The 21,243-nt window shown below is 66.3% G+C and carries 18 protein-coding genes and 1 tRNA gene; 10 read left to right on the forward strand and 9 right to left on the reverse strand.

The window, feature by feature from the left end; all coding sequences use genetic code 11:
- Window positions 1-13: 13 nt before the first annotated feature.
- Window positions 14-1,051, reverse strand: coding sequence for an A/G-specific adenine glycosylase (locus ACFY5D_RS12285; protein WP_387529919.1), 1,038 nt, complete (start codon window positions 1,049-1,051; stop codon window positions 14-16).
- Window positions 1,052-1,110: 59 nt separating this feature from the next.
- Here ACFY5D_RS12285 and ACFY5D_RS12290 point away from each other — a divergent pair, with 59 nt between their 5' ends.
- A complete protein-coding gene (locus tag ACFY5D_RS12290; protein ID WP_387529922.1) occupies window positions 1,111-1,737 on the forward strand; it encodes a hypothetical protein in 627 nt (208 codons plus the stop codon).
- Window positions 1,738-1,775: 38 nt separating this feature from the next.
- Here ACFY5D_RS12290 and disA read toward each other — a convergent pair whose 3' ends face one another.
- The 3 genes from disA to ACFY5D_RS12305 all read right to left on the reverse strand — a co-directional run bounded on the left by disA (window position 1,776) and on the right by ACFY5D_RS12305 (window position 5,539).
- The gene (gene disA / locus ACFY5D_RS12295) at window positions 1,776-2,852 is read right to left on the reverse strand and encodes a DNA integrity scanning diadenylate cyclase DisA (RefSeq protein ID WP_387529925.1); all 1,077 of its coding nucleotides are present in this window, start codon (window positions 2,850-2,852) and stop codon (window positions 1,776-1,778) included.
- A gap of 117 nt (window positions 2,853-2,969) precedes the next feature.
- Window positions 2,970-4,355 carry a DNA repair protein RadA gene (gene radA, locus ACFY5D_RS12300; RefSeq protein WP_387529928.1) on the reverse strand — a complete coding sequence of 462 codons (1,386 nt, stop codon included), beginning with the start codon at window positions 4,353-4,355 and terminating at the stop codon, window positions 2,970-2,972.
- A 56-nt stretch (window positions 4,356-4,411) separates the two neighbouring features.
- Window positions 4,412-5,539: an aromatic acid exporter family protein gene (locus tag ACFY5D_RS12305; protein WP_387529931.1), complete on the reverse strand. Its 1,128-nt coding sequence runs from the start codon at window positions 5,537-5,539 to the stop codon at window positions 4,412-4,414.
- Window positions 5,540-5,764: 225 nt separating this feature from the next.
- Here ACFY5D_RS12305 and pstS point away from each other — a divergent pair, with 225 nt between their 5' ends.
- From pstS to ACFY5D_RS12335, 6 genes are all read left to right on the forward strand, one after another.
- Window positions 5,765-6,883, forward strand: coding sequence for a phosphate ABC transporter substrate-binding protein PstS (pstS, locus tag ACFY5D_RS12310; protein WP_387529934.1), 1,119 nt, complete (start codon window positions 5,765-5,767; stop codon window positions 6,881-6,883).
- Window positions 6,884-7,024: 141 nt separating this feature from the next.
- Window positions 7,025-7,957: a phosphate ABC transporter permease subunit PstC gene (gene pstC, locus ACFY5D_RS12315; RefSeq protein ID WP_387529937.1), complete on the forward strand. Its 933-nt coding sequence runs from the start codon at window positions 7,025-7,027 to the stop codon at window positions 7,955-7,957.
- Window positions 7,957-9,117 carry a phosphate ABC transporter permease PstA gene (gene pstA, locus ACFY5D_RS12320; protein WP_387529940.1) on the forward strand — a complete coding sequence of 387 codons (1,161 nt, stop codon included), beginning with the start codon at window positions 7,957-7,959 and terminating at the stop codon, window positions 9,115-9,117. Before pstC ends, pstA begins: the two co-directional genes overlap by 1 nt.
- A 50-nt stretch (window positions 9,118-9,167) precedes the next feature.
- A complete protein-coding gene (pstB, locus tag ACFY5D_RS12325; protein ID WP_387529943.1) occupies window positions 9,168-9,947 on the forward strand; it encodes a phosphate ABC transporter ATP-binding protein PstB in 780 nt (259 codons plus the stop codon).
- Between the two features lie 272 nt (window positions 9,948-10,219).
- A complete protein-coding gene (locus ACFY5D_RS12330; RefSeq protein WP_387529946.1) occupies window positions 10,220-10,579 on the forward strand; it encodes a PadR family transcriptional regulator in 360 nt (119 codons plus the stop codon).
- Window positions 10,579-11,793: a hypothetical protein gene (locus ACFY5D_RS12335; RefSeq protein ID WP_387529949.1), complete on the forward strand. Its 1,215-nt coding sequence runs from the start codon at window positions 10,579-10,581 to the stop codon at window positions 11,791-11,793. The genes ACFY5D_RS12330 and ACFY5D_RS12335 overlap by 1 nt, the downstream gene beginning before the upstream one ends.
- Before the next feature lie 42 nt (window positions 11,794-11,835).
- Here ACFY5D_RS12335 and ACFY5D_RS12340 read toward each other — a convergent pair whose 3' ends face one another.
- From ACFY5D_RS12340 to ACFY5D_RS12355, 4 genes are all read right to left on the reverse strand, one after another.
- Window positions 11,836-12,858: an anion permease gene (locus ACFY5D_RS12340; protein WP_387529952.1), complete on the reverse strand. Its 1,023-nt coding sequence runs from the start codon at window positions 12,856-12,858 to the stop codon at window positions 11,836-11,838.
- An 8-nt stretch (window positions 12,859-12,866) separates the two neighbouring features.
- Complete coding sequence (locus tag ACFY5D_RS12345; RefSeq protein WP_387529955.1) at window positions 12,867-13,481, reverse strand: hypothetical protein; 615 nt, start codon at window positions 13,479-13,481, stop codon at window positions 12,867-12,869.
- Window positions 13,482-13,775: 294 nt separating this feature from the next.
- A complete protein-coding gene (locus ACFY5D_RS12350; RefSeq protein ID WP_387529958.1) occupies window positions 13,776-14,435 on the reverse strand; it encodes a hypothetical protein in 660 nt (219 codons plus the stop codon).
- 19 nt (window positions 14,436-14,454) lie between these two features.
- Window positions 14,455-15,204, reverse strand: coding sequence for an ABC transporter permease (locus tag ACFY5D_RS12355; RefSeq protein WP_387529961.1), 750 nt, complete (start codon window positions 15,202-15,204; stop codon window positions 14,455-14,457).
- 71 nt (window positions 15,205-15,275) lie between these two features.
- Between ACFY5D_RS12355 and ACFY5D_RS12360 the strand changes: the two genes are divergently transcribed.
- A tRNA-Lys gene (locus tag ACFY5D_RS12360) sits at window positions 15,276-15,348 on the forward strand.
- A gap of 80 nt (window positions 15,349-15,428) precedes the next feature.
- Here the strand turns inward: ACFY5D_RS12360 and helR are convergent.
- Window positions 15,429-17,630, reverse strand: a complete 2,202-nt coding sequence (gene helR, locus ACFY5D_RS12365; RefSeq protein ID WP_387529964.1) for an RNA polymerase recycling motor ATPase HelR — start codon at window positions 17,628-17,630, stop codon at window positions 15,429-15,431.
- 539 nt (window positions 17,631-18,169) lie between these two features.
- Between helR and ACFY5D_RS12370 the strand changes: the two genes are divergently transcribed.
- Together ACFY5D_RS12370 and ACFY5D_RS12375 are read left to right on the forward strand one after the other, a co-directional pair.
- On the forward strand, window positions 18,170-19,834 hold the full coding sequence (locus ACFY5D_RS12370) for a thiamine pyrophosphate-binding protein (protein WP_387529967.1): 1,665 nt from the start codon (window positions 18,170-18,172) through the stop codon (window positions 19,832-19,834).
- A 140-nt stretch (window positions 19,835-19,974) separates the two neighbouring features.
- The gene (locus ACFY5D_RS12375) at window positions 19,975-21,180 is read left to right on the forward strand and encodes an endonuclease/exonuclease/phosphatase family protein (protein WP_387529970.1); all 1,206 of its coding nucleotides are present in this window, start codon (window positions 19,975-19,977) and stop codon (window positions 21,178-21,180) included.
- Window positions 21,181-21,243 lie beyond the last annotated feature (63 nt).

Here is a 21,243-nt window from a genome sequence, read left to right on the forward strand (position 1 = left end):
CGGTGCCCGTCATCTAGTGCGGCAGGCTGATGCCGGTTGCACCTTGCTGTGCGAGCCCGTCGGCCAACAACGAATCAAGTGCCCGTTCGCGCTGTTCGGCGAGGGCGGGGAGCGCATGCAGGGTCACCCATGCCTCATGGGCGGGGTCTCCCTGCCGGGCGGAGACAGCGATCCGCGGTTCGCTTGCCAGGGCTGCCAGGGCTGCCAGGTCTGGCGCCCCGAGCAAGTCGTCGCGGTTCACCGGATCCGGCGAGTGGCGCAGCACGGCCATCATCGCGCCGCGGACCTGGCGGTCGGTTCCGTGCCATGGCTGGCCCTTGGGAACATAGTGCGGTTCCGGTCGGCCTGCCGCGATCCACGCGCATTGGTCGATGACAGGGCAGTCCTCGCAGCGCGGCGAACGCGCGGTGCAGACCAGGGCGCCGAGTTCCATGACACCGATGTTCCACGTGTTTGCCAGCGCAACCCCGGCGGCATTCTCCGGGTCCGATTCCGGCATGAGCCGGGCGGCCAGGGCCAGCTCCGCGGCATTCTGGTTCTGCTCGGGCAGGGCCTTGCCGCTGACCAAGCGCGCGTGGACCCGGCGGATGTTCGTGTCAACGACCACCGTGGGCACGCCAAAGGCGAAGCAGGCGATTGCGGCCGCCGTGTAGGTGCCCACCCCCGGCAGGGCGAGCAGTTCCGCTTCGGTCCCGGGAACCTGCCCGCCGTGCTGCTCGGTAATCACGACCGCCGCGGCATGCAGGCGCAGGGCGCGGCGCGGGTAGCCCAACCGGCCCCAGGCGCGGACGGCCTCCGACACCGGTTCGGCGGCAAGGTCCGCCGGCGTCGGCCAGCGTTCCATCCATGCCTCCCAGACCGGCAGGACCCGGACCACGGGGGTCTGCTGCAGCATGAATTCGGAGACCATGACGCCCCAGGCGCTCGCCGATTCTTCCCGCCAGGGCAGGGTCCTGGCATGCGTGGAGTACCAGTCTGCGATGTGCTGGTGGAGCAACGGTAATTGCGGGTGTGGCACGTGGAACCTCGGGAAAGTTAAATGGGACAACATTACTCTAACGGGCGGCGTGGGAGCCGTGGCGAAACGCGATGGCTTCGTAGCCTTGAGGTATGGCAGAAAAGCAGGTCCGTTCCACTCGCCCGTCCCCAAAGGTGTATCGCCGCCGTCGTCTGGCGGCGCTGATCGCCGGGCTCCTGGTGATCGTGCTTCTGGTGTGGGCGGGAATCGCCATTGCCTCGTCGCTGCGCCCGAAGGCGGCGGATGGCAATCCAGCGCAGGCCGCGGCGCCGAGCAACACCCCGACGGCGCCGGAAAGCAGCGCCCCCGCGCCGGAGCCAAGCGCCGGACCCGCGGTGTGCGCCGAAGGTGACGTCAGCGTCTTGGCTACTACCGCACAGGCAACGCACGGGCCCTCGCAGAACCCGGTGCTCGTCATGACCATCAAGAACATTGGCAAGTCCGAGTGCGTTGTGAATGTCGGTACAAGCCAGCAGGAATTTACCGTCATGAGCGGCACCGACAGGATCTTTTCAACAGCCGATTGCCTGGCGGATCCCAGCGACATCGACATCACCATGAAGCCGGGTGGCAGTGAAAGTGCGCGGTTCACTTGGGAACGGGTGCGCAGCGCTCCCGGTTGCAAGATCGTCAACGCCAAGCCGCGCCCCGGCTGGTACGGGTTCACCGCAAAACTCGGGAACATCACAAGCGAGAAGGCCGGCTTCGAACTGAAATAGTCCGGAGGCCGTCCGCAGGCATGCGCCTGAAGCGGCTGCTAGATGAAGCGGTCCAGCAACGAGGACTCCGCAATCCGGGAAAGCCCCTCGCGCACCGTGCGTGCGCGCTGCTCGCCGATGCCGTCAACCGCCATGAGATCTTCGATGTTGGCGGCCATCAGGCGTTGCAGGCCGCCGAAGCTTGTGACCAGGCGATCGGCGACCGCCCGCGGAACTGACTTGATGCCGGCGAGCAAGCGGTATCCCTTGGGGGCGACGACCGCCTCCAGCGAATCGATTCCGGGCGTGACTCCAAGAATCGTGGCGATCTTTCCCAGATCGATGAGGTCGGTGCTGTCCAGGTGCTGCAATTTGCGCAGGGCAGCCTCGATGTCGAGCTCTTCCTTGCCCAGGGACGAGTAGTCCTTCAGAAGAAGGTCCGAGCCGGGTCCGAGCCCGGCGGATAGCTCGTCGAGCTGCAGGGCGAGGAGACGGCCATCGGCTCCGAGCTCAAGAACGTACTGGGCGATTTCCTCGGAAATGCGCCGAACCATTTCCTGCCGTTGCAGCATCGCCGCAACGTCCCGGACGGTTACCACTGCCTCGATCTCGGCCGCCGAGAGCGCATTGGTGACCTGGTCAAGGCGTGAACGGTAGCGTTCGAGCGTTGCCAGGGCCTGGTTGCCGCGGGCCAGTACCGGCTCGGAGCCTTCCAAGACGTATCGAATGCCCTGGACGTAAAGCGCAATGATGTGCATCGACTGGGATACGGAGACCACGGGGAATCCCGTTTGGATGGCAACGCGTTCGGCCGTGCGGTGGCGGGTGCCCGATTCCTGGGTGGGAATGCTGTGATCCGGGACCAGCTGGACGCCTGCGCGAAGGATGTGTGAGCCGTCCTTGTCGCAGACGATTGCCCCATCCATCTTGGCCAGTTCGCGAAGGCTGGTGGGGGTGAAGTTGATGTTGATATCGAATCCGCCGGAACAGATCGCATCGACGACCTTGTCGTGGCCCAGGACGATGAGCGCGCCGGTCCGGCCGCGCAGGATGCGTTCAAGGCCATCTCGCAACTCCGTGCCCGGGGCAACCCGCGCCAGGGTGGTGCGCAGTGCATCTTCGGGGCTTTTGGACATGGCCATTTCCTTCCGGGGGATTATTACAATGGTATGGCCATGTCTGTGGTGGTGAATGCGGAAATGAACGCTAATGCCCGGTATCGGTACCGCTTTGTTACCAATGTGTCCAAAAATCTAGTTTTTGACCCGTTGCTCAAAGGCGATGTTGAGGGCTTCGTGCACCGAGGAGACGGTGAAGACCCTGATGGAATCCGGGATGTTCTTGGGTGGCTGGGGCGAGTCCGGAACCATCGCGTACCGGAACCCGAGGCGTTCGGCCTCGATGATGCGCCTGCCGATTTCCGGTACCGGGCGAACCTCCCCGGCCAGACCGACCTCGCCGAAAGCGACGAACTGCGGTGGCAACGGATGGTTGTGCATCGAGGAAGCCAACGCAAGCGCCGTGGCCAGGTCGGTTGCCGGCTCGCTGAGCTTGACCCCGCCGACGGTTGCCACGTAGGAATCCAGTCCGCCGAGCTCCATCTTTGCCCGCGATTGCAGCACGGCAAGGATCATTTGGGTGCGGGCCGCGTCCAGGCCGCTGGTGGCCCGGCGGGGGATCGCGCCCACCGCGCGGGAGAGCAGCGTCTGGACTTCGGCAACCAGGGGGCGCCGACCCTCGAGGGTTACGGTGATGCAGGTGCCCGGGACCGGGTCCTTGGTCCGGGTGACAAACAGGCCGGAGGGATCGGCCAGCCCGTGGATGCCGGTTTCTGTCAGGTCGAAGCAGCCCACCTCGTCGGTGGGGCCGTAACGGTTTTTCAGGGCCCGCAGCAGGCGCAGGCGGGAATGGCGTTCGCCGTCGAACTGGCACACCACATCGACCAGGTGCTCCAGCAGCCGGGGCCCGGCAATCGAGCCTTCCTTGGTCACGTGGCCGACCAGCACGGTGGTCATGTTCCGGCGCTTGGCCGCGTTGATGATGGAGGCCGCTACCTCGCGGACCTGGGAGATGCCGCCGGCCGTGCCGTCGACCTCGCCCGATGCCAGCGTCTGCACGGAGTCGACGATCAGCAGTTCCGGGTCGATCTTCTCGATCTGGCCCAGGGCAATGCCCAGGTCGGTCTCGGCGGTCAGGAAGAGCGTTTCGGCAATCGCGTCGATGCGTTCGGCGCGGACCTTGACCTGTGCGGCCGATTCCTCGCCGGTGATGTACAGGACCTTGCGGTTGCCGCGGGCGGCGCGGGCCGCGACATCGAGCAGGAGGGTCGACTTGCCCACGCCGGGTTCTCCCGCCAGGAGGATCACGGCGCCGGGCACGAAACCTCCGCCCAGGACCCGGTCGAGCTCGTCCACCCCGGAGGGCCGGTAGGAGGCGGCCGAGGCGTCGATGTCGCCGATGGGCTGGGCGGGGCTGGCGATGGTGGTGGCGACGGTGGTCTTGGCGCTGACGGCTCCCATTTCCTCAACGGTGCCCCACGCCTGGCATTCGCCGCAGCGGCCCACCCACTTGACCGTGCTCCAGCCACATTCCGCGCAGCGGTAGGACGGAGTGGATTTGGTGCGTGCGCTCTTTGCCATGTGCTCGATGCTAGTGCCTTGCGCCGACAGTTTGCGCAAGCGAGGCGTGCCGTTCGCTAGAGGCGGGGGAGCAGCGCCACCGCATCCTCGTGCAGGGTTCCCGTGGCCTCGAGCAGGTCCACGACCAGGGGCCGCAGCAGCAACACCATGCCTTCTCCCTGCATCCCGCTGACGTGCAGGGACTTGGGGTCCAGCCGGGCCGCGCAATCGGACAGCTCGCGCTTGGCCCGCGAAATGGCGCGCGAGTATCCCGATTCCGTGGGCTCAAGGACCGCGTGGCCCAGCGCATCGACAGCCTCGGAGAGCTCGGTCAGCAGGCCGGCAACCGTCTCCACGCCCCTGTCGCTCAACGCCGCGTTGTCGATCACGGTGGTGAGCCGGCGGGCCAGGACCCGGGAGTTCCTCACCGCCAGGTCCGTCTTCTCGGCGGTCACCACGAGCCTGCCGATGTCCGATCGGTGCCGCCGGTGTGCGGGGGCCAGGGTGGCGACCTCCCGGGCCAGGTCGAGCGCGCCGGGCAGGGCGTCCATGAGCGGTTGGGTGGCGCGGGCACGGATCAGGGCGTGGAAGGCCAGCGTGGAATCGGAGTTGCTGACCGCGCGCCCGCATTCTTGGAGCACGCCGGACAGTTCGCCGAGGAGCTTGCCGAGGTCCGCCATCGGTGTCCGCCGGGGATCGCGCGGCAGGATCATCAGGATCAACAGGGCGCAGGCCGAGCCCACCACGGCGTCCAGCGACCTGGCGAACGGACCGGCCTCGCCGATGGGCAGCAGGACGACAAGCAGGGACTGCAGGCCCAGCTGGGTGGTGAAGATGGGTCCCGAGTCCAGGAAGCGGGCGATCGTCAGGGAAAGGAACAGGACGGTGGCGGCCTGCCAGAGGCCGGTTCCCAGGAAGGTGAGGAGCAGGTCGCCGACGGCCACGCCGAGCGTGCAGCCGATCGCTACCTCCATGGTGCGCCGCACCGTGGTCTGGGCGCCGAAGCCCAGCGCGAGCAGGCCGCTGGTCGCGGCAAAGATGGGGCCCTCGTGCCCCAGTACGCGTTCGGCTATCCAGTAGGCCAGGATCGCGCACAGGGTCATTTGGATGATTTTCGGCATGGAGCTTCGCGCCCTGCGCATACCGACGAGGTTGCGACGCTTGATAAAGCCCCAACCGGTGGCAATCGAAGTTTTCACGCCCATGCCCCCAGTCTGTCACGGCCCGTAGTTCCGCGGTTCGCGCGGCGGGAGTGACCCGAATCACTGAACTATCCCTGGGTTGTTCACCCTCCGTTCACCTTCGTCGCAACCTCTGGTTACCTGCGGGGCCTAACTTCGTATTGAAGCGATGTGCCAGCGCGTGCATCGACGGGTGCGAACCACGACGATTCGGACCATCATTGACAGGTATTTGAAAGAGGAAAATTCGTGAAGCTCAATCGCATTGGCAGCGCGGCTGCTGTCCTTACCGTAGCCGCCCTGGCACTGACCGCGTGTGGTTCGGACAGCCCGACCGCCACGGCAGGAACCAGCGCCTCCACCGGAGGAGCAACCGCCGGTGCGGTTTCCGGAACGCTCACCGGTAGCGGTGCTTCCTCGCAGAAGTCGGCCATGGAAGCCTGGAAGGCCGGCTTCGAAGCCGCCAACGCCGGCACCATGGTCCAGTACTCCCCGGACGGATCCGGCGCCGGACGCAAGGCCTTCCTGGCCGGCGGCGCGCAGTTTGCCGGTTCGGACGCCTACCTGGCAACCGAAGAGATCGAAGCCTCCAAGAGCGTCTGCGGCCCCGAGGGCGCATTCGACGTTCCGGCCTACGTTTCCCCGATCGCCGTGGCCTTCAACCTGCCGGGCATCGAGTCGCTGAACATGGACGCGACGACCATCGCCAAGATCTTCAAGCTGGAGATCACCAAGTGGAACGACCCGGCCATCGCCGCGGCGAACCCGGGCGTGGAACTTCCGGACACCGCAATCACCGTGGTGCACCGCAATGACGAGTCCGGCACGACCGAGAACTTCGTCGACTACCTGTCGCAGGCCGCCAAGGACGTCTGGACCTACGACGTCAGCGGCGACTGGCCCGCAGACCTGGCCAGCGAAAACGCCAAGGGCACCTCCGGCGTTGTCGCAACCACCACCGGCACCGTCGGCGCCATCACCTACGCCGACCACTCGGCCGTGGGCAAGCTTGGCACCGCCAACGTGAAGGTCGGCAAGGAATACACCAAGATCTCGGCCGACGCCGCAGCCAAGGCCGTCGAAGCCGCAACCCCGGTCACCGGCCGCGGCGCGCAGGACATCGCTTTGGACCTGAAGCGCGACTCCACCGAATCGGGCACCTACCCGATCATCCTGGTTTCGTACCACATCTTCTGCTCCAGCTACAAGGATCAGGCCACCGTGGACCTGGTCAAGAGCTTCGGCAAGTACGTCCTCTCCGAGGCCGGCCAGAAGGAAGCTGCAACCTCCTCGGGCAGCGCCCCGCTCTCCAGCAAGATGAGCGAAGCCGCCATCAAGTCGGTTGAAGCCATCAAGGTCGGCTCCTAGCCAGGCCTTGCCCCCGCCGCCGGATGCCGAAGTGACGGCATCCGGCGGCGTGGCCCCGAATTTCCACCCCTCCAAGAATCCCATCGCAAGCGGCCACCCGATCCCCGTATCCGCCTGCACAACCTTTGAAGGCTCACCCTCATGACCACCAACGCGCTACGGCGCCAAGGATCCAACGGGCAGGCCGGAGACAAGATCTTCTCCGGCGCCGCGCTCGGCGCGGGCATCCTCATCCTCGTCACCCTTTTCGCTGTGGCGCTGTTCCTGTTCATCCAGGCGCTGCCGACCTTCACCGCCAACCCGGCGCTGATCACCGGCGGCGAAGGCTTCGGCAGCTACATCTTCCCGATCGTCATCGGCACCGTGATCGCCGCCGGCATCGCCCTGCTGATTGCCACCCCGGTGGGCATCGCGGTCGCGCTGTTCATCTCTCACTACGCGCCGCGCAAGCTGGCCGCGGGCCTGGGCTACGTGATCGACCTGCTGGCAGCGATCCCGTCGGTCATCTACGGCGCCTGGGGCTACCTGGTGCTGGCCCCGGCGCTCGTGCCGGCCTACCAGTGGCTCGCCGAGAACCTGGGCTTCATCCCGATCTTCGCGGGCCCGGCCTCGCAGACAGGCAAGACCATCCTCACCGCCGGCATCGTGCTTGCCGTGATGATCCTTCCGATCATCACCTCGCTGAGCCGCGAGATCTTCCTGCAGACCCCCAAGCTCCATGAGGAAGCCGCGCTCGCCCTGGGCGCCACCCGCTGGGAAATGGTCACCATGTCGGTGCTGCCCTTCGCCCGCCCCGGCATCGTCTCGGCAGTCATGCTGGGCCTGGGCCGCGCGCTGGGCGAGACGATGGCCGTGGCGCTGGTGCTCTCCACCGGCGCGCTGATTCCCTCGCTCATCAAGTCCGGCAACCAGACCATTGCCGCGGAAATCGCCCTGAACTTCCCTGAGGCCTTCGGCCTGCGACTTTCCGAACTTATCGCCGCCGGCCTGGTGCTCTTCGTCATCACGCTGGTGGTCAACCTGATTGCCCGGGCCATCATCGCCCGCCACAAGGAATTCTCGGGAGCGAACTGATGAGTGCCACCACAACCAAGCAGACCAAGAACACCGTTCCCGGCGCGCCGGGCCAGGCGCCCAAGGCGCCCCTGGCGCGCAAGCGCAACTCGCTGGCCAAGGGGCAGCTGCCGCGCTTCGCGGTTCCGGCCATCGCCGCCGGCTCGCTGGTGCTCGGCGCCGCCGCCTCCACGCTCACCGGGTTCTCGGTCGCGTCGCTGGCAATCTACACCGCCGTCATCTTCGTGATCGCCGCAGCCGTCATCACCACCGCGGTCGAAGGCCCGCGCCGCGGCAAGAACGCCCTGGCCACCTACCTGGTCTACGGCGCGTTCCTGCTGGCGCTGGTCCCGCTGGCAAGCGTGCTGTTCACGGTGCTGCAAAAGGGCCTGCCGGGCATCAACATGCACTTCCTGTTTCACTCCATGAACGGGATCACCGGCGCCGTCGACAACGCCAGCGTCGAGAACGGCACCCCGGTGCTGGGTGGTGCCTACCATGCGGTCATCGGCACCCTGCTGATCACCCTGTGGGCCACGGTCATCTCCGTGCCGGTCGGCATGCTGACCGCCATCTACCTTGTCGAATACGGCAAGAACGGCCCTCTGGCCCGCGCCATCACCTTCTTCGTGGACGTGATGACTGGCATCCCGTCGATCGTCGCCGGCCTGTTCGCCACCGCGCTCTTCGCGGTGCTCCTGGGCCCGACCGCCCGCATGGGCATCGTAGCGGCCGTCGCGTTGAGCGTGCTGATGATCCCCACGGTGGTCCGCTCCACCGAGGAAATGCTCAAGATCGTCCCGAACGAGCTGCGCGAGGCTGCCTACGCGCTGGGCGTGCGCAAATGGCGCACCGTGGTGAAGGTGGTCATCCCCACCGCGATCTCCGGCATCGCCTCCGGCGTCACCCTGGCCATCGCCCGCGTCATCGGCGAGACGGCACCGATCCTGGTGACGGCCGGCCTGGCCAACAACATCAACACGAACGTGTTCGCCAACTGGATGGCCACGCTGCCGACCTTCATCTACTACCAGATCCTCGCGCCGACCTCCCCGACGAACGTCGACCCGTCGATCCAGCGCGCCTGGGCTGCGGCCCTGCTGCTGATCGCCATGGTCATGGTGCTGAACCTGGGCGCCCGGCTGGTTGCCGGACTGTTCGCCCCCAAGAAGGGCCGTTGAGCACCCCGCTCCGGACCCGACACACACAAACTTTCTAAGGAAAAACCAAAATGTCCAAGCGCATCGACGTCAAAGACCTCAACGTCTACTACTCCAAGTTCCTCGCGGTTGAAGACGTGAACATCGAAATCGAAGCCAAGTCGGTGACTGCCTTCATCGGCCCGTCCGGCTGCGGCAAGTCCACCTTCCTGCGCACGCTGAACCGCATGCACGAGGTCATCCCCGGCGGCCGCGTCGAGGGCGAGGTGCTGCTGGACGGCGACAACCTCTACGAAAACGGCGTCGACCCGGTGACCGTGCGCAGCCAGATCGGCATGGTCTTCCAGCGCCCGAACCCGTTCCCGACCATGTCCATCAAGGACAACGTGCTCGCCGGCGTGAAGCTCAACGGCAAGAAGATTTCCCGTTCCGACGCGGATGACCTCGTGGAGAAGTCGCTGCGCGGCGCCAACCTTTGGAACGAGGTCAAGGACCGCCTGGACAAGCCCGGATCGGGCCTCTCCGGCGGACAGCAGCAGCGCCTGTGCATCGCCCGCACCATTGCGGTGAAGCCGCAGGTGATCCTGATGGACGAGCCGTGCTCGGCCCTGGACCCGATCTCCACCCTGGCCATCGAGGACCTGATCAACGAGCTCAAGAGCGAATTCACCGTGGTGATCGTGACGCACAACATGCAGCAGGCCGCACGCGTGAGCGACAAGACCGCGTTCTTCAACATCGCCGGAACCGGCAAGCCGGGCAAGCTGATCGAGTACGCGGACACCGCGACGATCTTCTCCAACCCGTCGGTCAAGGCCACTGAGGACTACGTCTCGGGCCGCTTCGGATAACCCCGAGGCAGCACAACAGTAAAGCTTCGCCCCGGGTCCAAGGACCGGGGGCGGTACCGGAAGGGGGATCTTCCGGGGATCCTGGAGGGGATCACAGCGGCGGGGCATCGCGCGGAAATTTCGCGTCGTGCCCCGCCGCTGCCGTATTTAACGGGTGTCTACGGGGCTGCGCGGGCGGCACCGAACCGCGCGACACGCCAAGACCAACTGCCGCAATATGCGCACTACTGTGCAAAGCGTAATACTGTGGTGTGCGGAGAAGGGAGTGCCTGGTGGACACCACGCAATTGCTCAAGGGAGTGCTGGACGTCGCGGTATTGGCCGTGGTCCGAGAAGAGGACGGCTACGGCTACGACATAGTCAGGCGCCTGCGCGCCGCGGGAATAGCGGAGATCGGCGATGCCTCGGTGTACGGGACGCTGCGCCGGCTCTACGCCGCGGGGGCGCTCTCAACGTACGTGGTGCCCTCCGAGGGGGGTCCCAACCGCAAGTACTACGCGATCAAGGCGGAGGGGCTCGCCATGCTCGATGAGCAGCGGGAAACCTGGAACGAGTTTGCCGCGGTGTTCTCCGCATTGATCAACCAACAACCACCATCGGCAGCCGCCGCGAGCCGGAACGGATCCAACTGATGAACACGAACCACCAGAACACCGTCGGCGAGTTCGCACGCTCCGTACGTGCCCAGCTGTCCGACCTTCCCGCACTAGACGTCGAGGAGCTCACCGAGGGTCTCGAAGCGGACCTGACCGAACGCCTGGCCGAGGGCGGCGAGGAGCTCGGCGACCCGGTTGCCTACGCGGCCGAGCTGCGTGCATCTGCCGGCCTTGCCGCCAAGCCGCCGATTCCTGCTGCGGTTCCCTTGCGGCGGTCGCTGGCATTCAAGGCACGTGAAACAGTGGCGGCCCTGCGACGTCATCCTTCCACGGCCTCGCTGATCGATTTTCTGACTGCCCTGCGCCCCGTGTGGTGGGTGCTGCGCGGTTGGATCGTTTTTGGCCTGCTCGTTGTTCTGCTGAAGCAGGAATGGCCGTTCTTCCCCCGCAGCTTCTTCGAGTTCGTCCTGTGGGTTGCTCTGATCACCGTGAGCGTCCAATGGGGTCGTGGGCGTTGGCTTGGCACTGGCCAGATTGGCACGGCTTTCAAGGCCACCGCGAGCGTTGTTGCGGCGCTGTTGCTGTTGCCGCTCACGGTCATCTCCTTTGACTCGGTCAATCGCGCGCTCTCCGGCCAATTGTACGACTACGCATCCGCGGTTTCCCCGGTTCAGGAGGGCGTCTCCCTTGACGGGGACAACGTGTCGAATGTTTTCGCCTACGACTGCTCCGGCAAGCCGCTGCGCAATGTACAGCTGTTCAATCAGGATGGCAGGAAACTCTCGGTCAGCCCGTTCGACGATGAGTATTCCTCGTACTACAACCAGGAACGTGGCGAAGAGATCTACGGCGTGACGAACAGGTTCGTCTCCGCGGGCGAGGGGTGGAACATCTTCCCGCTGGATGTCACCGAGGCGGACCCGTATGAAACCGACGGAACCAAGCTTGGGCGTGTCCAAGCTCCCCTGCCATTCGCCACCGTCCAGCCGTTGCTGAACGAGTGCATTCCGGAGACGCCGAAGCAAAAAGAGGCCATCCTGCCGACCACCATGCCGACGGTACCGACCCTCGAGCCCGAGGAAGTGAAGGCCACAGATGCCAAGGGCAGCGAAGGTACCACGCCAACGCCAAGCCCCATCCCGGGCGTCCCGGAACCCGGGGGATCAAAAACGCCCAAGGAATCGGCCAAGCAGACGGCACCGTCGGGCGAACAGTCCGGCGAACCGTCGGAAGACCCGGAAAGCAATTAGGGCACGCCGCCGTTGGTCGGTGGCGCTGGGCAGAACTCTGTGTCAGCCGAGCAGCGGGTTCATGGCCAGGAACAGGACCCCGGCCAGCAACGCGCAGACCACGGGGGTCGCCACCCAGTGCCGCGCCACGCGGTTCACGTGCCGCCAGATCACCGATTCAAAGCGCTGGTTGGCGCCGGCTCCCACGATGGAGCTGGTGACCGCCTGCGTGGTGGACAGCGGCAGGTGGAAGACCATGGCGCCAAGGAACAGCATGCTCGCGGACACGGACTGGGCGATCATTCCGCGCAGCGGATCCAGGCTCACCAGCCGGTAGGCGATGGTGTGGGCGATGCGCCAGCCGCCGAACAGCACGCCGGCCGCCAGGAACGTGGCACCAAGCAACTGCGTGCCGAGCATGATCGACCCGGGTTGGGCCGCATGCGCGGTCACCAGGGTCAAGGTGAGCATGGCTCCGGTGCGCTGACCGTCCTGGATGCCGTGCCCCAGCGCCACGGCGCAGGCCGCGACGGCCTGGCCGGCGCGCGAGACCCCGTTGACGTCAGCGGCGCTCGAATGCCGCACCAGCCAGGTGGCCGGAACAACCAGTAGGTACGAAAAGGCATAGGCGACCAGCGGGGTGAGGACCAGTGGGATCAGCACGCCGCCGAGGAGCATGCGCAGCGCATCGTGCACCCCGTCGTTGCCCAGGATCGCCGAGGCGCCGCTGGCCCCGGCCAGCGCAGAGATCAACGCGTGGGTTGAGGAAACGGGAAGCCCCCGCCACCAACAGAGGATTCCCCACGCCCCGGCGGCCAGGAGCGCCGCCAACAGCAGTGCCAGCCCAGGCGTTCCGGCCGGAACGTTGAGTTCAACTGCGGAAATCAGGTAGACGCCGAAACTCGTGGAGAGCATGGTGCCGACAAAGGTGAAAAACGCCGCGACCAACACCGCATAGGTGGGGGTCAATGCCCTGGTGCGGACGGCCGCCGCAACGGAATTCGAGGCGTCGCGGAACCCGTTGAGGAACGCGAAGCCGCAGGTGCACGCAAGCACCAGGAACATCATGAGGGATTCGCCAGTCATCGTCGGGATCAGGATTCCTTGACCAGGACGCGTCCCAAGTGGTCGGCCACGGCGCGCAACGATTGCACCGAGGCAAGGAATTGCTCGGCCACCGACCGGTGCCGGATGATGGTGCCGGCCTTGCTCAGCTCCCCGATTTCCCCGACCCAGGTGCGGTGCGTGCGATGGGCGCGCTTGGAAATCCTGACCAGTTCAAGCCATAGGTCTTCGAGGTCGTCCATGCGCTGCAGGTTGCCCAACGCCTCGGTGGTGAGCTCCGCCTGGCGGCCGATGAGTTCGAGCTGCTCCGCTGCCCGGTTGGAGAGCTGTCGGCTTCCCAGATGCGCGATGAGGTCTCCGGCGCCACTGAGCTGTTCGACGGCTTCGTGCAGCAACCGGGAAAAGGTGTAGATGTCCTCGCGCGGCAGCGGGTTCACGTAGCTGGTACGAAGGTGGGTGAGCACCGCGTAGTGCAGATCCGTGGTTTTCACTTCGGAGGCGTTCAGCGCGTCCAGGTGCTGTTCGCGGTCGTCGTCGGATCCCAGCATTTCGGAAAGAATGCCGACGCATTGGTGGACTTCGGTGGCCAGCTCGCGCAACAGCTCGAGGCCACGCGTATCCGAGGGGAAAAATCTAAACTTCACGAAGTACCACCGGGTGCGAATGTATGGAAACAGGTCGTGCCCAGTTTACGGGGCTAAGGTTAACAAGCTTGGCTTCGTAAGTAAGGGTCTGCCCGGGGCAGGGATCCTGGAGCCCGAATGGGGGAAGTTTAGTGGTGCCGAACCGGGAGCGCCTCTCGGCGGAAGGCCGCTCGTAGCGGCTGAAAGTTGGAGCCCGGGGCTGCCGCGGTCCGGCACCATAAGTCAATTTTTCTCGTATCGGACCCCTGCTGTCAACACGGAAGGGTCCGATACGCGCTCAGCGTGAAGGAGCTCTCAGTCGAGTTCCCCGCGTCGCCACAACTCAGCGCAGGCTTCCAGGTCCTCGGCGGTCTTCAGAAGCGAGTGGGCCCTGCGCGTCATCACCGAGGCGCGCGACTCGTGGGCAAGCTCTGCGGCATCCGCCTGCTCGGCCTGCCCCAGGGCAATGACCCGGCAGTAGGCTGCGGTGCGTTCCAGTGCCACGTCGAAGTCGCCCTCGAAGGCTCCGGTGAGGATCGAACTGGTCATCTCGCGCAGTTCCTCTGCGCCCGGGGGCTCGGCGGCACCGGCAATGGCACGGGCGACCTCGGCCTTGGGGGCGCCCGCGGCGAAGAAGGAGGCCATGGCCTCGGCATTGCCCAACGTCGCGGCGCGAATCGCGTAGAGCCGCCAGAGTGCGCCGGGCAGCGAACGTGCCGGGGTCTTGGACCAGAGCTCGGCAACGATCTCCAGCCCTTCGTGCTCGGCGAGGGTCACGAGCCGTTCACGCACCTGGGGATCCGCGTTGACCTTTCCGGCGCGCACCAACGCCTGGGCGGTCAGGTGAGCCGCCTCGGAAATCCGTGCAGGATCAGCCCCGCCCTCGAATGGATCAAAGTCCATGGGGGCGAAAGGTTTGGGTTTGTGGTGACGGAACGTGGTTGCCGGGGGAGTTGTTGCTGGGTGGCCCTTCATGGCCTTGAGGATACTCTGTTCAGCTGGATGCTTGCTCATCGAGCGGCAAGCGGGACGACCCGGCTGCGATGTAGGTGGCGACCAATGCCGTCACGGTTCCGCCCAGGGCCAGGCCTGCGAGCACCACCAGCTGGAACTGGGCTGCCTCCAACGCGGGGGCGCCGCCGAAGAGGGCGCCGACGAAGGCGCCGGGCAACGTGACAAGTCCCGTTGACTTGGTTTGGTCGAGGTTCGGGATCAGTGCTTCGCGTACGGCCATGCGCCGCGCGGTTTGGGTGGATTTGCGGGGCCGGGCACCGAGAGCGAGCCAGCCTTCGACCTCGCCGCACTGTGCACGCACGTTCATCAGGTAGTGGCGCAGTGCCATTGTCGAGGCGGTCATACATCCGCCAATGACGATGCCGGCAACGGCAATGACCGATTGGGCCTCCAAATCGACAAGCCCGGTTCCGAGGATGACGGCGAGGGACAGCAGGGCCCCGCAGACGGTTCCCGCGACGCCTGCGCGTGCACCGAGCGGGAGGGCTGCCGCTCGCCGGGCCGTGGTGAACGAGGCCGTCGAAAGCATGAGGACGACAAAAAGCGCTGCCGTCCACGGGACCGACTCGACCCCGCGCAGCAACAGGGTGATGGCGGCCAGTTGCACCCCGGCGCGAAGGATCGCCACCAGCGGAAGTGCACCGAGCCCGATGCCCGCACGAGCCAACAGGGCCGTCGTTGCAAGGACCATCGCAAGGATGACAACGGCAAACCTGATGTATTCAAACACTTCATGAATTTACCAAGGTTGTCGGAAACCTGCCCGATTATCCGCTAATATAGGTCTTGGCCTTGTGCCATGCGCCTTTAGCTCAGTTGGTAGAGCACTGGACTTTTAATCCATTGGTCGCGGGTTCGACCCCCGCAGGGCGCACAGATACACCCCCGTTCCCCTTGTGGGAGCGGGGGTTTTCTGTTTCCGGGGATTCACCGACGTCGTGCCGGCGGCCCCGCTCACCGGCTGCCCGTGAGGATCACCAGCCTTTGGGTGGCGCGGGTCATCGACACATACCGGTCGACGGCCCCCTCGATGCCGGTCCCGAATTCCTCCGGGTTTACGAGGACAACTAAGTCGTACTCGAGTCCCTTGGCAAGTTCAGGGGTCAGCGACCTGATGCGCGGGGTCGATGCGAACGCGGGATCCCCGATGACACAGGCAATGCCGTCCTCGTTTCCGGCCAACCACCGTTCCAGGATCGAACCCAACTCCGATGCCTCCGCGTGGACGACCGGAATGCCGCTGCTGCGTACCGAGGTCGGCACGTTGGCGTCGGGCAGGGTGGCCCGGATGACAGGTTCCGCCTCCGCCATGACCTCCACCGGCGTGCGGTAGTTGATGTTCAGGGAAGCCTGGGAAACGTCGCGGAACCCGACGCGTTCCAGGCGCTCCTCCCACGTCTCGGTGAACCCGTGCCGGGCCTGGGCCCTGTCCCCGACGACGGTGAAGCTCCGCGACGGGCATCGGCTCAGCAGCATGTGCCACTGGGCGTCGGTCAGTTCCTGCGCCTCGTCCACGACGACGTGCGCAAACGGTCCGGCCAGCAGGTCCGGGTCGTTCTCCGCCAGCGCGTCCTCGTCGATGATGACCGGCTGCAGGTCCGCCTGGCGCAGCATTGTCACCAGACCGGTTCCGTCGTCGTCCGCCGCGATCAGCTCGTCGACGACCCGGGCCATCTGTTCCCGCTCGGCGGCGACGGCAGCCCGGTGCACCTCCCTGCGCCGGGACGCCTGCGGGTCGCCGAGGCGTTGCCTTGCCGCGTCCAGCAACGGCAGGTCGGACTCGGTCCAGGCCCGGGGGTCCGGGCGCTGCAACAGGCGGACCTCCCCGTCGGTGAGCCAGGGGGCGCACGCGTGCAGGTATCCGGGTACGGAGAAAAGGTTCGCGACAAGGATCGTGGCGTCGAACAGCGGCCAAGCCCTGTTGAAGACCCCTGCGAGTTCCGTGTTCTGCAGCAGGACGCGGCGCAGCAGCCCGGAGGGAACGCCTCCGTCCTCGACGTCCGTCCAGTCGTCCCGGTCGTCACCGGACTCGTCCTCGTCGGCAAGCTTGCGGGCCAGGATCGACAGCAGCTCCTCCCAGACCTGGTCGCGGGCCTCGTTGTGCGGGGTGCCGGGCTCCGCGGCCCCGAACGCGTCGGCCCAATCGGCCGGACCCAGCCACAGTTCCGCCCATGGGGTTTCCACCAGCAGGCCCTCGGCGGGCGGCTGCTCGTACATGGCCACGGCCGGTTCGATGGCCTTCACCATGGCGGCCAGGGACTTCAGCCGGGCGACCTCCGGGTCGGATTCGGTGGCGGCGGCGTTTCCCTCGGCGACCAGGTTCCGCAGGGTGCAGGTCTGCACCCCCTCCTCGCCAAGGCTCGGCAGCACGTCCGCGACGTAGGCGAGGTAGGGCTGGTGCGGGCCGACGAACAGCACCGAACCCCGGCGCTCGCCGAGCCGCGGGTCGGAGTACAGCAGGTAGGCGGCGCGGTGCAGTGCCACGACCGTCTTGCCGGTGCCGGGGCCTCCGTCGACAACCAGGGCCCCGCGTGACCCGGCGCGGATGATCGCGTCCTGGTCGGCCTGGATGGTGCCGACCACGTCGCGCATCTTGGGCGACCGGCTGCCGCCGAGGCTGGCGATGAACGCCGACTGGTCGTCGAGCGCGGCGTTTGATTCCAGCCCCTCCGGGGTGAAGACCTCGTCCCAGTAGTCGCCGACCCGGCCGCGGGTCCAGCGGTACCGCCGCCGGCTTGCCAGGCCCATGGTGTTGGCGTGGGTTGCGGCGAAGAACGGCTCCGCGGCGGGTGCCCGCCAATCGACAAGAAGCCTGCGGCCGTCGCTGTCGGTCAGGCCGATCCGCCCGATGTACACGGGCTCCGGGTCGTCGGTCGCGACAAACCGGCCAAGGCAGAGGTCCATGCCGTAGCGCTGCAGAAGCCTCAGCCTGGAACTGATCCGGCGGATTTCGGCGTCACGCTCCACTCCCTCCTGGCCCTTGCCTCCCGGTGCCCTGCGGTGGGTATCGAGGTGCCGGGCAAGGTCGGCGATCTGCAGTTCCAGGCTCCGGGTGATCGCGGCGAAGTGCTGCTCGTCGCGGGCGATCAGCGTCGGGTCGGCCTTGGCGGCCAAGCGGGCGGGGAGGTTGAACGCAGCGGTGTTGACCTGGGTCATGGCATCATCTCCGATATCGATATGGGGCGCGTGAAGAGGCCGGACTAGGCCGGAGACGGGGCCGGGGAGGCCTCGTGGAATGGGTTGGTTCTCGCTGTGCGCGGGGCGAAGCGCACGGATCCGAACATCGATTATGCGCCCCACCGGGGGCCTTGCGGCAAGACCCCCGGTGCGTTATAAATTGGAAATGGAGGGGATTGTTTTTCTCCCGTTTTGCCGCACGAAGCAATCCCCGATTCCCGCACTGGAACGGGGATTTTTCCTTGGGCCCGATGCGCCGACCGCTTGGCCGAGCCGAGCGGAAAACGACGGAAGGCCCGGAATGGAGAACCGGGGCAAGCGGCCCCGCTGACGGGGCCGACGGGGCACCTGCAGCGCCAAATGTTGCGTGGCGCACATTCTTCCCACTATCGTTAACGGGTCAGGCGAAACACATCTGAAGTTTCTGCCGTCGCTCTAAAAATGGGCGAGATCCGGGTTCATTGCCCGAAGACGAATATGGCCATCACAGTTGTTTGCTACATTCGAGAGTCCCAAAAATGCCTACGATTTCCGCCGCGGTTTCCCGCGCCCTTTTAACCTGCACCACCGAAATCTTCGGGGTCATGGGTAATGGAAACGCACACTTCCTCGACGCCTCGGTTCGCACCGGATTCCGCTTCACCGCGGTTCGCCACGAATCGGCCGCAGTCACCGCCGCCGACGCCTACTTCCGGGTCACCGGCAAGCCCGCAGTTGCCACGACCACCTACGGTGCGGGCTTCACGAACGCCGTCACGCCGCTGGCCGAAGCCGCTGCGGCCGAGATCCCGATGATCCTGGTGACGGGCGACCAGCCAACCACGGGTGCCCGCCCCTGGGACGTGGACCAGACGGCAATCAACGACGCGGTCGGCGCCAAGACCTTTGTCGTTGACGCGAAGAACCCCGTGGCGATCACGCTTGCGGCCGTGGCACATGCACTGCGCGAACGCGTACCCGTGGTCATCTCCCTGCCCTACGACATCGTGGCAGACGAAGCGGCCGACGAGCCGGAATTGACGCTCGCCGACTTCAACCTGGATCCGGGATACCCGGTGGCCGCACCGGAATTGCTGGCCCAGGCCGCAACGGCACTGAGCACGGCCAAGCGCCCGCTGGTCCTCTACGGGCGCGGGGCGCGCCTGTCCAACGCGGCAGCGGCAATCGGCGCGCTCGCCGACAAGCTCGGAGCCTTGAGCTCCAGCACCGTGCTGGCCGCAAACCTTTTGTCCTCCCGCCACGGCGACCTGGGCATCACCGGCGGCTTCTCCTCCGAGGAGACCGCGGCACTGATCCACGAGGCCGACACCGTCCTGGTGCTTGGCGCAAGGCTGAACCAGTTCACCACGCGCTTCGGGGACCTCTTCAACGATTCGGCGCAGGTCATCCAGGTGGACATTGCGCCGACGGCAACCAACCCGCGAGTCGACGCGTTCATCCGAGCCGACGCAGCCTCGGTTGCCGCGGCGCTGGTCGGCATGGTCGGGGAACGGAGCGCTGAAGGGTCCTGGCTCGGACAGGTCGGCGACCGACTCGGAAAGACCAACGAGCACGCCCCGGGCGACGAAACCGCATCCGACGGGTTGCTGGACCCGCGCTCTGTGGCCCGGACGCTCAACTCGATCCTTCCGGAGCGTCGCCTGGTGGTCCAGGACGGCGGGCACTTCATCGGCTGGGGGCCCATGTACTGGGACATCCCGGGCCCGCAGGCGCTGAACCTCGTCGGCACCGCTTACCAGAGCATCGGCATGGGCCTGGCCTCCGCCGTCGGCGCGGGTGCCGCGGCCGCTGAGGGGGACACCGTGGTGCTTGCCTCCGGCGACGGCGGCTTCCTGATGTGCCTCGCGGACCTGGAATCCGTGGTCCGCTCGGTGCGCAGCGGCGTGATCGTGGTCTACAACGATGCCGGCTACGGGGCCGAGGTGCACCAGTACGGCTCGATCGGCCTGCACGAGGAACCGATGCTGATTCCCGAGGTCGATTTCGCCGCGGTGGCCCGCGGCCTCGGCGCCCGGAGCACCAAGGTCCGCTCGCTGGAAGACTTCGCCGCATTGCGCCAGTGGGTGGCGGAGGGTGCGAACGGCGTGTTCCTCGTGGACTGCCGCATCAGCCCGGCGGTCCGGGCCCCCTACATGGAGGAAGTGCTCGAGGCCAACCGCAAGGCCGCCCTGGCCCGCGGCTAGCGGACGATTTCTTGGGGGGAGGGGCGTCCGCGTCGGTGCATGTATTTGCACTGGCCCGGACGCCTTTTTGTTTCACGTGAAAACTTTTGGCCGGCACCGAAAGGGACCTACCCAAAGGTAGGTTGGGGGCCTACTGTTGGATGGTGCGATACCTGAACCTGCTGGCGCTTGGCGCGGCAACCCTCACCGCGACGGCGGCAATCGGGCTTGCTCCGGTCCAGGCGCAACCCATCCCCGCAGCGAAGACAACCCACGTGAGCCAGGGATCCACCATGCCAGTGCCATACCCCGAGTCGGTCGAGACCCCCGAACAGGGCCTGCGCGTTGCCACCTTCAACGCCTCGCTGAACCGAGGCAGCGAGGGGCAGCTGAAGCAGGACCTGTCCAGCCCCGACGACCCCCAGGCGCAGGCGGTGGCGGAAATCGTGCAACGCAACGCACCCGACATCCTGCTGCTCAACGAATTCGACTACGACGCCGCGGGCAACGCGGCCGGGCTGTTCAAGAAGAACTACCTCTCGGTTTCCCAGCGCGGCCAGGCCGCCATCGACTACCCCTACGTCTACCTGGCGCCGTCCAACACCGGGATTCCCAGCGGCGCAGACCTGGACGGGGACGGCGTCGTGGGCGGCGCGGCCGACGCATTTGGCTACGGCGACTTCGAGGGCCAGTTCGCCATGGTGCTCTATTCGAGGTACCCCATCGACACGGCAAACGTCCGGACCTTCCAGGAATTCCTTTGGAAGGACATGCCCCACTCGCAGCTGCCGGCCACGTACTACGACAAGGTGGTGCAGGGCGTGCTGCGGCTGCCCAGCAAGTCGATGTGGGACGTTCCCGTGAAGGTCGGGAAGGAGACCATCCACATTATCGCCGCGCACCCCACGCCCCCGGTCTTCGACGGCCCGGAGCAGCGCAACAAGCGCCGCAACCACGACGAGATCCGGCTCGTCAACGACTACATCGGCGGGGGGAAGGCTGCCGCGTACATCTACGACGACGCGGGCGTGCGCGGACCGCTGAAGCCCGGAAGCAAGTTCGTGGTGGTGGGCGACCTGAATTCGGATCCCGCCGCCGGCGACTCGGACCCGTCGTCGATCAACGCACTGCGGAAAAACCCGCTGCTTGTTGACCCCCTGCCCGCCCTGAGCACCGCCGACTTCGGCCGCGGGACCGACGGCATCATGCGCGTCGACTATGTGCTGCCCTCGGCCTCGCTGAAGGTGAGCGACGCCGGTGTTTACTGGCCCGGGCCCGGCCAGAGCGGCTCGGAGCTGGTCGAGGGGTGGCCCCCGCCGAGCAGCGACCACCGGCTTGTCTGGGTCAAGCTGGACATGCCCGGGTAGGCGTCCCGCATCCGGGTGGATGCGGCCGTGAAACGCCGGAGGGGCGGCCGGTTCGGCCGCCCC

Origin of the sequence: Paeniglutamicibacter sp. NPDC012692 (assembly GCF_042901625.1) — a bacterium.
Lineage (GTDB): Bacteria > Actinomycetota > Actinomycetes > Actinomycetales > Micrococcaceae > Paeniglutamicibacter.

Excerpts from the sequence above, each read along its gene's own strand:
- ACFY5D_RS12285 (WP_387529919.1), bottom strand. The coding sequence starts at position 1,051 with ATGTTGTCCCATTTAACTTTCCCGAGGTTCCACGTGCCACACCCGCAA.
- ACFY5D_RS12290 (WP_387529922.1), top strand. The coding sequence starts at position 1,111 with ATGGCAGAAAAGCAGGTCCGTTCCACTCGCCCGTCCCCAAAGGTGTAT.
- disA (WP_387529925.1), bottom strand. The coding sequence starts at position 2,852 with ATGTCCAAAAGCCCCGAAGATGCACTGCGCACCACCCTGGCGCGGGTT.
- radA (WP_387529928.1), bottom strand. The coding sequence starts at position 4,355 with ATGGCAAAGAGCGCACGCACCAAATCCACTCCGTCCTACCGCTGCGCG.
- ACFY5D_RS12305 (WP_387529931.1), bottom strand. The coding sequence starts at position 5,539 with ATGGGCGTGAAAACTTCGATTGCCACCGGTTGGGGCTTTATCAAGCGT.
- pstC (WP_387529937.1), top strand. The coding sequence starts at position 7,025 with ATGACCACCAACGCGCTACGGCGCCAAGGATCCAACGGGCAGGCCGGA.
- pstA (WP_387529940.1), top strand. The coding sequence starts at position 7,957 with ATGAGTGCCACCACAACCAAGCAGACCAAGAACACCGTTCCCGGCGCG.
- pstB (WP_387529943.1), top strand. The coding sequence starts at position 9,168 with ATGTCCAAGCGCATCGACGTCAAAGACCTCAACGTCTACTACTCCAAG.
- ACFY5D_RS12335 (WP_387529949.1), top strand. The coding sequence starts at position 10,579 with ATGAACACGAACCACCAGAACACCGTCGGCGAGTTCGCACGCTCCGTA.
- ACFY5D_RS12340 (WP_387529952.1), bottom strand. The coding sequence starts at position 12,858 with ATGACTGGCGAATCCCTCATGATGTTCCTGGTGCTTGCGTGCACCTGC.
- ACFY5D_RS12350 (WP_387529958.1), bottom strand. The coding sequence starts at position 14,435 with ATGAAGGGCCACCCAGCAACAACTCCCCCGGCAACCACGTTCCGTCAC.
- helR (WP_387529964.1), bottom strand. The coding sequence starts at position 17,630 with ATGACCCAGGTCAACACCGCTGCGTTCAACCTCCCCGCCCGCTTGGCC.
- ACFY5D_RS12370 (WP_387529967.1), top strand. The coding sequence starts at position 18,170 with ATGCCTACGATTTCCGCCGCGGTTTCCCGCGCCCTTTTAACCTGCACC.
- ACFY5D_RS12375 (WP_387529970.1), top strand. The coding sequence starts at position 19,975 with ATGGTGCGATACCTGAACCTGCTGGCGCTTGGCGCGGCAACCCTCACC.